The sequence below is a fragment of the Streptomyces sp. NPDC002754 genome, assembly GCF_053592315.1.
On record NZ_JBSFVM010000005.1, the window covers coordinates 23705 to 36926 of the forward strand.

At 70.5% G+C, this 13222-nt stretch carries 10 protein-coding genes; 6 read left to right on the top strand and 4 right to left on the bottom strand.

The features are described from left to right. Positions 1-83: 83 nt before the first annotated feature. The 5 genes from ACWD2L_RS14110 to ACWD2L_RS14130 all read left to right on the top strand — a co-directional run bounded on the left by ACWD2L_RS14110 (position 84) and on the right by ACWD2L_RS14130 (position 7338). Positions 84-1538 carry a purine-cytosine permease family protein gene (locus tag ACWD2L_RS14110; protein WP_351341526.1) on the top strand — a complete coding sequence of 485 codons (1455 nt, stop codon included), beginning with the start codon at positions 84-86 and terminating at the stop codon, positions 1536-1538. After that, the gene (locus tag ACWD2L_RS14115) at positions 1535-3010 is read left to right on the top strand and encodes an aldehyde dehydrogenase family protein (RefSeq protein WP_351341528.1); all 1476 of its coding nucleotides are present in this window, start codon (positions 1535-1537) and stop codon (positions 3008-3010) included. The genes ACWD2L_RS14110 and ACWD2L_RS14115 overlap by 4 nt, the downstream gene beginning before the upstream one ends. Further along, on the top strand, positions 3007-4335 hold the full coding sequence (locus ACWD2L_RS14120) for a M20 family metallopeptidase (RefSeq protein ID WP_351341531.1): 1329 nt from the start codon (positions 3007-3009) through the stop codon (positions 4333-4335). The genes ACWD2L_RS14115 and ACWD2L_RS14120 overlap by 4 nt, the downstream gene beginning before the upstream one ends. A gap of 28 nt (positions 4336-4363) precedes the next feature. After that, on the top strand, positions 4364-5728 hold the full coding sequence (locus ACWD2L_RS14125) for an aminotransferase family protein (protein ID WP_351341534.1): 1365 nt from the start codon (positions 4364-4366) through the stop codon (positions 5726-5728). Between the two features lie 101 nt (positions 5729-5829). Then, on the top strand, positions 5830-7338 hold the full coding sequence (locus ACWD2L_RS14130; RefSeq protein ID WP_351341537.1) for an APC family permease: 1509 nt from the start codon (positions 5830-5832) through the stop codon (positions 7336-7338). 25 nt (positions 7339-7363) lie between these two features. On the opposite strand, the gene ACWD2L_RS14135 is transcribed toward ACWD2L_RS14130, so the two are convergent. From ACWD2L_RS14135 to ychF, 4 genes are all read right to left on the bottom strand, one after another. Beyond that, the gene (locus ACWD2L_RS14135; protein ID WP_351341540.1) at positions 7364-7888 is read right to left on the bottom strand and encodes a hypothetical protein; all 525 of its coding nucleotides are present in this window, start codon (positions 7886-7888) and stop codon (positions 7364-7366) included. Between the two features lie 142 nt (positions 7889-8030). Beyond that, positions 8031-9287: a NucA/NucB deoxyribonuclease domain-containing protein gene (locus ACWD2L_RS14140; protein ID WP_351344674.1), complete on the bottom strand. Its 1257-nt coding sequence runs from the start codon at positions 9285-9287 to the stop codon at positions 8031-8033. A gap of 380 nt (positions 9288-9667) precedes the next feature. Beyond that, the gene (locus tag ACWD2L_RS14145; protein WP_351344671.1) at positions 9668-11137 is read right to left on the bottom strand and encodes an AAA family ATPase; all 1470 of its coding nucleotides are present in this window, start codon (positions 11135-11137) and stop codon (positions 9668-9670) included. 204 nt (positions 11138-11341) lie between these two features. Then, positions 11342-12430, bottom strand: a complete 1089-nt coding sequence (gene ychF, locus ACWD2L_RS14150) for a redox-regulated ATPase YchF (RefSeq protein ID WP_351344668.1) — start codon at positions 12428-12430, stop codon at positions 11342-11344. Between the two features lie 159 nt (positions 12431-12589). Here ychF and ACWD2L_RS14155 point away from each other — a divergent pair, with 159 nt between their 5' ends. Further along, on the top strand, positions 12590-13219 hold the full coding sequence (locus tag ACWD2L_RS14155; RefSeq protein WP_351344665.1) for a DUF6542 domain-containing protein: 630 nt from the start codon (positions 12590-12592) through the stop codon (positions 13217-13219). Positions 13220-13222: the final 3 nt, after the last annotated feature.

Sequence of the window (13222 nt, forward strand, 5' to 3'; positions counted from 1 at the left end):
AAATCAAGCTGATCCGGAAGAACCCATTGACGGGTCCCGCGCCAATTGTTTGACTCTCGCCTCAAAGAACTCACGGAGGCGACATGGACGGTCAGCCAGCGCGCACGCCCGGCGACACCACGGCCCCCGCGCCCGAACGCATCGAACGCCGCACCATCGACGTGGTCCCGGCCGACGAACGCCACGGCCGCACCCGGGACCTGTTCACCATCTGGTTCAGCGCGAACCTCGGCCCGCTCACGGTGGTCACCGGCGCCCTCGCACCCACCGCCTTCGGCCTCTCCTTCTACTGGAGCCTGGCCGCCCTGCTCGTCGGCCACCTCGGCGGCGGCTTCCTGATGGCACTGCACTCGGCGCAGGGCCCGCAGCTCGGGGTGCCCCAAATGATCCAGAGCCGCGGCCAGTTCGGCAGCGTAGGCGCCCTCGCGGTGGTGCTCGTCGTGATCGTCATGTACCAGGGCTTCTTCGCGTCGAACCTGGTCGTGGGCGCGCAGTCGCTTGGCCAGGTCACCCCGGTCGGCGAGCGCACCGGCGTGCTGCTGTGCGCGGCGATCAGCCTCGTGGTCGCGGTCGTCGGCTACCGCCTGATGCACCGGATCGGCGCGTGGACGACCTGGGCGTTCGGCGCGATCCAGATCATCGGCGCGGTCTACCTGTTCACCGGCGGCCTGCCCTCGGACTTCCTGACCACCGGCGGATTCAGCCTCGCCGGCTTCCTCGGGATGGTGTCCGTCGGCGCGCTCTGGCAGATCGCCTACGCGCCCTACGTCTCCGACTACTCCCGCTACATGCCCGCCCACCGGTCAGGCGTCCGCTCGACGCTGTGGTGCACGTACGCGGGCTGTGTCCTCGGCAGCGTCATCCCCATGGTCGTCGGCGCGGCGATCGGCATCGCGGGGAACGGCGACCCGATCGCGGCGCTCAACCACCTCCTGGGCTCCGTGCTCGGCCAACTCACGCTCTGGAGCTTCGCGTTGGTCACGATGCTGACCAACTCCATGAACCTGTACGGGGCCGTGCTCTGCGCCGTCACCGCCGTGCAGACCTTCGCCCACCGCTGGCTGCCCCGCGCCACGGGCCGTGCGGTCATCGGCGCGGTCCTGACGGCCCTCTCGGTCGTCCTCGCCCTGGCCCTCGCCGACAGCTTCATGAACAACTACCTCAACCTGATCTACGTACTCCAGTACGTCCTGATCCCCTGGACGGCGATCAACCTCGTCGACTTCTACCTGATTCGGCACGGCGACTACGACGTGCCGTCCTTCTTCGCCCGCGACGGCGGCGTCTACGGCCGGTGGAACGTCACGGCGCTCGCCGTCTACGCGATCGGCATCCTCGCCGAGATCCCGTTCATGGCGCAGTCCCTCTACACCGGGCCGCTGGCGCACGCCCTCGGCGACACCGACCTCGGCTGGATCGCCGGCCTGGTCGTCACCGTCCCCCTCTACTGGATCCTCGCGGCCCGTGGCGCGCGCCGCCGCCCCTCCACCCCCGCACCCGACCCCGCACCGACCAGCACAGGAGTGCCCGCAGCATGACGTACACGCACCAGGACTGGGCGAGCCTCGCCGGTCAACTCACCTTCCGCACCCGTGCGTTCATCGACGGCGACTGGCGCGACGCGGCCTCCGGCGCCACCTTCGCGACCGTCGACCCGGCCACCGGACGCACCACCGCTGAGGTCGCCTCCTGCGACACCGCGGACGTCGACGCCGCCGTGCGCGCCGCGCGCCGCAGCTTCGAGGCCGGCGACTGGTCACGCGCGGACGCCGCGACCCGCAAGCACGTCCTGCTCCGGCTCGCCGAACTCATCACGGAACACGGCCGTGAGCTGGCCCTCCTCGACACCCTCGACATGGGCAAGCCGATCGCCGAGACCTTCGGCACCGACGTCCCCGGCGCGGCCGGCGTCTTCGCCTGGTACGCGGAGGCCGCCGACAAGCTGTACGACGAGGTGGCCCCGGCGCCGCCCGGCAACCTGGCCCTCGTACGACGCGTACCGCTCGGTGTCGTCGGCGCGGTCGTGCCGTGGAACTTCCCGCTGGACATGGCGAGTTGGAAGCTGGCGCCCGCACTCGCGGCCGGCAACAGCGTCGTACTGAAGCCCGCCGAGCAGTCCCCGCTGTCCGCCCTCCTGCTGGCCGAACTCGCCATGGAGGCCGGGCTCCCGGCAGGTGTCCTGAGCGTCGTTCCCGGCCTCGGCGAGCGCGCGGGCCAGGCACTCGGCCGGCACGACGACGTGGACACCCTCGCCTTCACCGGCTCCACGGCGACCGCCCGCCGCTTCCTGGCCTACGCCGCCGAGTCCAACCTCAAGCAGGTGTGGCCGGAGGCGGGCGGCAAGAGCCCGAACATCGTGTTCGCCGACGCCGACCTGGACGCGGCGGCCGAGCAGGCCGCTTCGGGGTTCGCCTACAACTCCGGGCAGGTCTGCTCGGCCAACACCCGGCTGCTCGTGGAGCGTTCGGTGGCGGAGGAGTTCACGGCGCGCGTCGCCGCCTGTGCCGCCGCGTTCGCCCCCGGTGACCCGCTCGACCCCGCCACGACGCTCGGCCCGCTCGTCGACGAGGCCCAGGCCGTCCGCGTGACCAAGGCGGTCGCCGAGTCCGGCGGCACGGTTGTCTGCGGCGGCACCCGGCCCGACCGGGCCGGCGCCTACGTCCACCCGACAATCGTCACCGGCCTCGCCCCGGACGCCCCGCTGGCCCGCGAGGAGGTCTTCGGCCCGGTCCTCACCGTGCACTCCTTCGACACGGAGGCGGAGGCGGTCCGCCTCGCCAACGACTCCCCGTACGGACTCGCGGCCTCCGTCTGGACCCGCGACCTGACCCGCGCCCACCGCACGGCGGACGCCCTCCAGGCGGGCACGGTCTCGGTGAACACGGTCGACGCGCTGTCACCGATGACCCCCTTCGGCGGCTTCAAGCAGTCCGGCTACGGCCGCGACCTGTCGCTGCACGCCTTCGACAAATACACGGGCCTCAAGACGACATGGGTGGCATACGGATGAGTACGCAGGACACGAAGCGGATCCTGGCCGAACTCGACCGCCGCCGAGACGACTCGGTGGCCCTCACGTCGGAGCTCGTCGCCTTCGACACCACTGTGCGCGGCTCCGCCGACGAGCGGCACCGCGCCGAGCACGACCTCCAGGACCACCTCGCGGACCGGCTCCGGGCGGCGGGCGCCACGGTCGACGTGGTCACCCCCAAGCCCTCCGACCTGCCGCGCTCCCCGCAGACGCCGGACGGCCTCGGCTTCGACGGGCGCCCGCAGCTGGTCGCCCGCTTCCCCGGCACCGGCGGCGGCCGCTCGCTGCTGTTCAACGGCCACATCGACGTCGTCTCGGCGGAGCCCCGCGGGGAGTGGACCAGCGACCCGTTCCGCGCCGAGGTCCGTGAAGGGCGGCTGTACGGGCGCGGCACCTGCGACATGAAGGGCGGCATCGCCGCCATGGTGATCGCCGCCGAGACCCTCGCCGCACTCGGCGTCCGGCTCCCCGGCGACCTGCTGATCAACACCGTCACCGACGAGGAGTGGAACGGCGCCGGGACCCTCGCCTCGCTCGCGTACGGGGTGAAGGCCGACGCGGCGATCGTCCCCGAGCCCACCGACCTGGACGTGGTGACCGCCCAACGCGGCATCCTGGGCGGCACGTTGACCGTCGACGGGCGGCCGGGGCACGCCGAGTACCCGCCCGGCGACTGGCGGACCGGCGGCGCGGTCAACGCGATCGAGAAGACGCTCCCCGCCCTGACCGCGCTCCAGGCGCTGCGCGAGCGCTGGGCCGTCGACCCGGCCCACGTCCACCCGCTCCTTCCGCCGCCCTCGATCGTGCCGACCACCATCAAGGGCGGCGAGTGGTGGGTGACGTATCCCGCCTCGTGCGAGGTCTGCCTGGACGTCACGTACCTTCCGGCGCAGGCCGACGCCGGAGGCTGGGCGAGCGGGGTGCGGGCCGAGATCGAGGCTGCCGTACGGGAGGCCTGCGCCGCCGACGGCTGGCTGGCCGCGCACCCGCCCCGTATCTCCTGGGACACCGAACTGCCCCCGGCCGAGGTCGCCCGAACCACCGCGGTGGTGAAGGCACTTGAGGCCGCGTCGGGCTCCCTCGGCCGGGGGCCCCGCATCCTCGGCGAACCGTCCTGGACCGACGCCGCCACCCTCACCCGCCTCGCCGACACCCCCGCCGTCTGCCTGGGCCCGACCGCGACCCGGCCCGACGGCTCCCCGACCCTCCACACCATCGACGAGTACATCGAGGTCGACGACCTCCTCGACACGGCGAAGGCCCTGGCCCTCGCCGCCCTCGACCTCACGTCACCCGCAGCCTGAACTCCGTACGCACGAAGGGATCCCCTCCATGAACCCGCAGCAGCACCAGGAACTCCTGGCGGCCGACCGCGCCCACATCATCCACCCCTATCTCCCCGGCTCCGCCGAGGAGCGGGTGATCATGGAGTCCGGCTCCGGCTGCCGGCTCACCGACACCGAGGGCCGCAGCTACCTCGACGCCACCGGCGGCCTGTGGCTGGCGCAGGTCGGGCACGGCCGCGAGGACCTGGCGGACGTCGCCCACGAGCAGATGAAGAAGCTGGAGTACTTCACGAGCTTCTGGGAGTTCTCCAACGACCGGGCGATCCAACTCGCCACCCGGCTCGCCGGGTTGGCGCCGGACCCGCTGAACCACGTCTACTTCACGTCCGGCGGATCGGAGGGCAACGAGGCGGCCATCAAGATGGCCCGCTACTACCACCACCGCCGCGGCGACACGAACCGCACCTGGATCCTGGCGCGCGACAAGGCGTACCACGGCATCGGCTACGGCGGCGGCTCGGCCACCGGTTTCCCGCTCTACCACGAGGGCTTCGCCCCGATGATGCCGCACGTCTCGCACCTCACGCCGCCGTGGCCGTACCGCACGGACCTGTACAACGGCGAGGCTGTGTCTCCACAAGAGGTGACCGACTTCCTGATCCGCGAACTCGAAGCACGCATCGCGGAGATCGGCGCGGACAACATCGCCGCGATGATCGGCGAGCCCATCATGGGCGTCGGCGGCATGCTGGTCCCGCCGGCCGACTACTGGCCGCGCGTCCGCGAGGTGCTCGACCAGCACGGCATCCTGCTCATCTTCGACGAGGTCGTCACCGCGTACGGCCGCGTGGGCGAGTGGTTCGCCGCCCAGTACTTCGACGTCACCCCGGACATCATCGTCACCGCCAAGGGCATCACCTCCGGCTACGTACCGCTGGGCGCGCTGATGGTCGCCGACCGGGTCGCGGAAGTCCTCCTGCGGGACCACGGCTTCCCCATGGGCTACACGTACAACGGCCACCCGGTCGCGACCGCCGTCGCCCTCGCCAACCTCGACATCATCGAGAACGAGGGACTGCTGGCGCGCGCGAAGACGATCGGCGCGACACTCCACTCCGAACTCGCCGCCCAGCTGGGCGACTTGCCGATCGTCGGCGAGATCCGCTCGGTGGGCATGATGCTCGCGGTGGAACTGGTCGCGGACCGCACGACGCGCGCCCCGCTCCCCCTCGACCCCGACCGGATGCCGCACGACGTGATCCGCCGCGAGACCGGAGTCATCGTCCGCGACTCCGCACACAGCCTGGTCCTGTCCCCGCCCCTGATCATGACGGAGACGGAAACCAAGGAGGTTGCCTCGGCGCTGCGCGGCGTACTGGAGCGCACGGACGCCTCCGGCGGGATCCGGTAGGCATGACAGAACGGGGCCCGGCAGTACGCCGCCGGGCCCCGGCCCACATGGCCGGCCCGCACACCGCTCGCAGTCCCCGACTCCCGCCCTAGGAACTGCCCGTGTCGACGAACGTCCCCTCCGCAGAGCCACAGACACCACAGACACCGCCCACCGACGCCGCCTCCGACTCGAACCTGCGGCGCAGCCTGAAACGCTTCGACATCACGGCGATGGCCGTCGCCGCCGTGATCTCCTTCGACACCATCGGCCAGATCGCCACCGGCGGCGGCGAGGCCGCCACGTGGACGGCCGCCATCGCCGTCTTCTTCCTCATCCCGTACGCCCTGATCTTCGCCGAGACCGGCGCCGCGTTCCCGCAGGAGGGCGGCCCGTACGTCTGGGTGAAACTGGCCCTCGGCCGCCCGGCCGCGGCGCTCACGACGCTCTTCTACTGGGTCACCAACCCGATCTGGCTGGGCGGTTCGCTGGTCTTCCTCGCCGCCGAGACCTGGGACGGCTTCGTCTTCCACCTGGGTTCGGGAACGTATCCCGACTACACGTTCAAGCTGCTCTTCGTGTGGATCGCGATCCTCACGGCGATCGTCTCGCTCAGCCGCGGCAAGTGGATCACGACGGCGGGCGCGGCGGTGAAGGTCCTCTCGCTGGCCCTCTTCACGGTCACCGCGATCCTGTACGGGGCGGAGCACGGCTTCAAGGGCCTGTCCTCCGCCCACTTCACCCCCACGACCGCCGGCTTCCTCGCCCTCGTCCCCATCCTGCTCTTCGCCTACGTGGGGTTCGAGGCGCCGAACGCGGCGGGCGAGGAGATGCACGACCCGCAGCGCGACGTCCCCGCGGCGCTCGGCCGCTCGGCGACGATCGCGGCGGCCTGCTACCTGCTCCCGGTCCTGGCCCTCCTGGCCGTGGTCCCCGCCTCCAAGGTCACCGGCATCGGCGGTTTCATGGAGGGCGTCCGCCTGGTCTTCGGCGTCTACGGCCCGGCGGCGGGCCCGCTCCTCACCCTCACGGCGGTGATGTTCGTCTTCGCCCTCCTCACGCAGGGCAGCGCGTGGATGATCGTCAGCGACCGCATGCAGGCGATGGCCGCGGCCGACGGCGGCTTCTTCAGCCGCGCGCTGGGCGCCTTCCACCCGAAGCTCGGCACCCCTGTCCGCACGAACCTGCTCTCCGGCGCGGTGGCCACGGTGTTCATGCTCGCGGCGATGCAACTGGTGAAGGGCGACACGGGCGCGATCTTCAGCGTCGTCCTGACGGTGGCGGTGACAACCCTTCTGCTCTCCTACCTCCTGGTCGTCCCCGCCCTGGTGGTCCTGCGCCTGCGCCGCCCCGAGGTCCCCCGCCCCTACCAAGTCCCGTTCGGCAACCGGGGCTTCATGGTCTGCGCGGCCCTCGTCTACGCCTGGATCCTGGTCGGCTCCTGGGCGGCCCTCTTCCCCGGCGTCCTGGAGTCGGTCTTCGGCATCGACTACGACTTCATGGCCGTCTGGGGCGTCTCCCGCACCACTTTCGAAACCTTCACCCTGGGCACGATCGTGGTGCTGCTGCTCGTGGGCTCGGCGGGCCTGCTGTCGGCCCGCCGCTCGGCACGCGACGGGGCGGCCCGGTGACGGACGTACGGAACGCCGGGCGGCGTCATGCGGGGTGCAGGCGCACGTGCCAGTGCTCGAGGCCCGTGGGAGGGTCCGGGTCCGCGTCGTCCTCGTCCTCCGCGGTGAGCCACGCCGCGAAGGCCTCGCGGGCGGCGGCGCGGCCACGGCAGCGGGCCTCGAGGGTGTAGGTGCCGGCCGGGACGGGCAGTACGCAGTCCGTGCCGAGCGCGGACACACCGGAGACCAGGGCGAGTTCGGGGCCGGCCACCTCGATCTCGTAGGAGACCTGCAGCTCCCACGGCCCTTCCGGCTCGGGCCCCGGGGCCTGCCACAGTTCGAGTACGGCCGCTACGTCCGCGTCCTCCAGCGCGCTGAGGAAGACGGCGAGGTCCGGGCCCGTGCCGGTGGTGACAGGGGTGTCCTCGGTGGGGGTGGGTGCGGGGTGCAGCGGGCCCGCGCACGGGTCGCTGAGCCGGAACATGCGGTCTTCGACGAAGACGAGTCCGGCCGCGTCGGCGATGGGGCCGCGCGGTCCGGACGGGGAAGTGTCGTCGTGGACGGTCGACACGGGCGGCTCCCTGGGCGCGAGGGTGTGCGGTGGTGGGGCGGCCACCGTGGCCGCCCCACCACCGCACGGTCAAGGCTGCCCCCTCCGGGCTACCGGAAGGGTGTGCCCATGAACGTACTCATGAACGTACTCGTGGACGTACTCATGGGACGCGAACCTGGAAGGCGTCGTTCCATCCGTCGCTGCCCATGATGCGCTGGGCCGCGTAGAAGCGGTTCAGATCCCTGCCCGCGTCCTGGTTGTCGGTGCTGTTGATGGGTTTGACGACATAGTCGCGCACGCCGTCCGCCTTGTTGACCGAGCCTTCTCGCGTCGAGGCCATCGGGTACTCGTCGCAGTCGGTGTTCGGCGCCGGGTACTTGCCCGGGAAGAAGGTGGTGCAGGCCCGTCCGGCGACTCCGCGGTGGCGCCGGATTTCCGTGGCGTTCGCCGTGCGGTGCAGCACGGCCGGGATGGCCTTGAGCCGACTCGACGGTGGCTGGGTGGCGTTGGGATTGTTCTGGGCCTCCCAGATGTTCTGGGCGGTCTGCGGGCTCTGCGACTTGTTGACGGTCCAGGTCGGGATCGGGGCCCAGGGGAACACGCAGCCCTGCCCCGCACCCGAGCGCAGCAAGTAGCTCGCGCGGTCGCAGCGCGCCTGGCTCGGGTCGCTGCGCTGGGTGCTCGGCCCGATGTCGCTGACCACGGTGGCGACCCACCGCAGGTCCGCCGTGGCGAGCGCGTTCGGGGCGGCGCCGCCGTCCTGGGCGAAGCTCGCGTACTCGAAGGAAGTGCCCCCGGCGACCCAACTGTCCACCGAGCGTGTGGTGCCGCCGGAGTCACGGCTGCACGAGCCACCGCCGGAGGTCACGTCGCAGGTGCTGCGGATCGTCAGCGGGACGCCGCTGACGTCGCCTGTCACGCGCCAGTTGCCGACGTAGGTGACCTCCAGGATGTCCCGGAAGTCGCTGTCGTTCTTCGTGTAGTGGATGACGGCCATGTCGGCGTAGGCGTTGCCGACGACGCTGCAGAACCAGTCACCGATCAGGCAGTCCACCTTCTGCACCCACAGACGTTTGCCCTGGCAGCTCGCGAACCGTCCCTTGGCCCAACCCGCGCCGGAGAACGAGCTGTCGTGGCCGAGACATTCCTCGGGCGTGATCGACTGCGAGGGAGAAGGTATCGGCGGATCGACCAAGGGCCCTGCCTGGCCCGCGTCTTCGGGCTGCTTCGCGAAGAACTTCTTGGCGGGCGGTGCGGACAGGCCGTCGTCATCAACGCCGGGTGCGGTGAAGGAGGAGGCGGGAAGGTCGTCGAGTACGCGGATCGTCGCCCGGACTTCCGTCTTCCCCGACGGATCGGGCGAGGCCGCCGCCGCGGGTGAGGCCGTGGCCGTCCCCACCAACAGGAGCCCGAGCACGGCCCCCGCGAGCATTCTGGTCCGGCGCGAGACTATGGAGCCCCGTTGTCTTTTACGCACGATTACCCCCAGTTGGTCGCCTGTGATGCTCACGACAAGCGAGCCGGGATGTCAATGCGCCCCGGCCGCAGGCGAAGCAATCAGGCCCACCCGTCCGCCCACGCCCCACACGGACACCGGCACCCCCGGGGATTCCGACGCCGCAGGTCCCGCGCGAGAAGGCACCCACGACACAACTACGCCTTCACCCCTCCACCACCGCGCGGCCATCGTCACCTCACTGGCGAACGGGCCAATTCCGCCCGCATCGTTCGACGTTGCCCCCGGGCACGCGAACGGGGCCGCCCCGAGAACGGGACGGCCCCACGGTCACACAAACGCTACGGTCGCCCCTGGTCGGCGTAAAGCCGATCGAGGCCGACCAGGGCGAGGTCCGGGCGCCGTTCGGCGCTCAGTTCGGCAGTGAACCCCGCCCCTGAGTAACAGGCCAGCACGGTGTCACGCGTGTCGTAGCCCTTGCTCGCGAGGAGCTCCCGGGCCCGCTCGAGCCGGTGCACATGACCGTGTCCCATCACCTCGCCCCATTTGGCCTCGCCAAGGGACAGAATCCTGCGCGGCGCGCTCGGTTCCTGAGCCGCGAGCACGACCACGTCGATTTCGATCTGGCTGCGCCCGGCCGGATCGTTGACCACGCCGGAACCGACCTCGGCCGGGTGGCCCCCGAACAGCTCGGCCTCCGCGTCCGCGGCGAACTCACGGCAGACGGCCTCGAAGTGCGGCCCTGCCACCTGCTTGTCGAACGTCGGCCTGGTGGCCTCCCAGACGGTCTGGCCCCTACCCCGCTCCAGCTCCGCCCAGCGGCGCCGCATGATCGCCTCGTAGAAGGTGACCAGAGGTTCCACGATCCGGTAGCGGGCGCGGCCGGCCCGGAACAGATCGGGCTCCTTCGCGATGAGTGCGCAATCCTCGAGCACGTTGAGCGGGTGCGCGATCTGGTCCGATTTACGGCCTGTGTAGCTGGCGATCGCCCCGTTGACCGTGTTACCTGTCGCGATCGCGGCGAGCACCGAGTGGTAGATCGCCGGATCCCTGATGTCGGATTCCTCTGCCAAGAGGTAGCGGGCCTCACGGAACAGCGGACTCTGCCGGTTGAGCACAGTCCGCAGGATCCAGGCGTCGAAGTCCTCCAGACCGGCAGGCACATCACCGGCGACGAACTCCTCACGATAGGCGGGCGTCCCTCCGACGACCATGTGCACGAGCAGCGCGAGCCGCGGGTCCTCGATGCCCCAGAACTCGGCTGCCTCCCGGTACGAGAAGGGCTGGACAACCATCTCGAGCCCGGCCCGCCCGCGCAGCGGCGCCTGCCCCGACAGCATCCCGCCCATCACCGACATCGCCGACCCGCACAGCAGCAGCCGGACCCGGCTGCCCTGCCCACTGCCACCGGGCCCCAACTCGCGCTGAATGATGGAGGGCAGCGCCGGTGACGTCCTGGACAGGAACGGAAACTCGTCGATCACCACCGGGGTCGGCCGTCCACGGTACTGCCGGAACAGATAGGAAATCGCATCGTTCCAGTCGCGGAAGGGGTACTCGATCACCTCACGCGTGTGCCGGACCAGCGCATCCGAGAACAACCGCAGCGACTCCGCCTCCGTCGCCTCGGTCGCCCCGAAGTACAGCCCTCCCGTCTCCCGCACCAGGGCCTCGAGCAGGAAACTCTTCCCCTGCCGCCGCCGGCCGCTGACCACACCCAGCATGGCCGCCTGCTTCTCGCGCTCGACGAAGGCGGACAGCCCGTCCCACTCCTGCGCCCGGTGGAACACATGCGCCGGCTTCTCGGCCATCCCAACCCTTCACCATAACGCTGAAGTACATTTCACTGAACCATACCTCAGTAATTACCGCGATGCGCTGCGTGACGCCCATGCCGCCGAACAACCCCCGGCCTCCTGAACGTTCCCGAGGACGCCACGACGTCCGCCACCCGCAGCGCACAGAAAAGCCCCTGGCCCGCACGTTTACTGTGCCGAACCAGGGGCGAAACGCACTCACACGTTGAAGCGGAACTCCACCACGTCCCCGTCCTGCATGACGTACTCCTTGCCCTCCATGCGGGCCTTGCCCTTCGCGCGGGCCTCGGCGACGGAGCCCGTCTCGACCAGGTCGGCGAAGGAGATGACCTCGGCCTTGATGAAGCCCTTCTGGAAGTCGGTGTGGATGACACCGGCCGCCTCGGGGGCCGTCGCGCCCTTCTTGATCGTCCAGGCGCGGGACTCCTTCGGGCCCGCCGTCAGGTAGGTCTGGAGGCCCAGGGTGTTGAAGCCGACCGTGGCCAGCGTGGCGAGGCCCGGCTCCTCCTGGCCGACGGACTGGAGGAGTTCGAGGGCCTCCTCCTCATCGAGCTCGGCGAGGTCCGCCTCCAGCTTGGCGTTGAGGAAGATCGCCTCGGCGGGCGCGACGAGGGCGCGCTGCTCGTCCTTGAAGGCCTCGTCCGTGAGCTCGTCCTCGTCGACGTTGAAGACGTAGAGGAAGGGCTTCGTCGTGAGGAGGTGCAGGTCGTGGAGGAGTTCCTCGGCGTCGGAGCCCTGGACGATGCCCGCGGAGGACAGCGTCTCGCCCTTCTCCAGGATCTCCTTGGCCGCCTCGACCGCCTTGACCTTCGGGCCGATGTCCTTCTTGATGCGCGACTCCTTCTGGAGGCGCGGCAGGACCTTCTCGATGGTCTGGAGGTCGGCGAGGATCAGCTCGGTGTTGATCGTCTCGATGTCGCTCTTGGGCTCGACCTTGCCGTCGACGTGCACGACGTTCTCGTCCTGGAACGCGCGGATGACCTGGCAGATCGCGTCGGACTCGCGGATGTTCGCCAGGAACTTGTTGCCCAGGCCCTCACCCTCGGAGGCGCCGCGCACGATGCCCGCGATGTCGACGAAGTCGACCGTGGCCGGGAGCACCTTCTGCGAGGAGAAGATCTCGGCCAGCTTGGTCAGGCGGGCGTCCGGGACACCGACCACGCCGACGTTCGGCTCGATCGTGGCGAACGGGTAGTTGGCCGCGAGCACGTCGTTCTTGGTCAGGGCGTTGAACAGGGTCGACTTGCCGACATTCGGCAGACCGACGATTCCGATCGTGAGCGACACGTTGCGACTTCCCGTACGTGATGTGGTGGTGTGGGGCAGGGCGATCCACCAGTCTACGGCCTCGCCCGGCCCGCCCGACTGCCGCCAAGCGCGGTCAAGCTCTGCCAAAGTGCGTGTCCCTTGGGCTATTGGGCACATAAGCGCATCTATGTTGGGTTCGTGGAGCAACCCAGGACGCGATCCCCGCAGGCCCGGCCCCGCCGCACGGCCCCGCTTCCGCCGCAGGCGCAGGGCGGCCAGGACGGCGCAGCGCCGTCCGGTGAGTCCGCCACCGTGTACCGCGCCGCCCGTGGGGGTCGGTCGGCTCCCGGACGCCGCCCCCTTCGCTTCCCGAACCCACGGCTCACGGGGCGGGGCAGTGGACTGTTCTGCATCGCCGCCATGCTGGTCTTCGGGTTCCTCGACCGACTGCTGTTCGGGGGCTCCCCGGCCGTCTACGGGGTGCTGTTCCTGCTCGTCAGCGGGCTTACGGCGGTGTGGGTGCGGGGCGCGGACCTGGTGACGGCGCCGGTCGTGGTGCCGATCGCGTTCGCCGTCGGCATCGTGCCGATCTCCGAGGGCAGCGGCGGCTTCGGGCCGCAGGTCATGGGGGTCGCGACGACGCTCGCCATGAACGCGATCTGGCTGTACGGCGGGACGCTCATCACCGGTGTGCTCGTGACCGTACGGAAGGTGCGGCTCATGGCCCGGCGGGCCGCGGTGCGCCGGGCCGGTGGCCGCAAGCCGTCCGCCGGCAAGGCTGCCTCACGCTCGTCACAGGCGCCCGGCCCCCGGCGTCGTACCGCCTAGGGA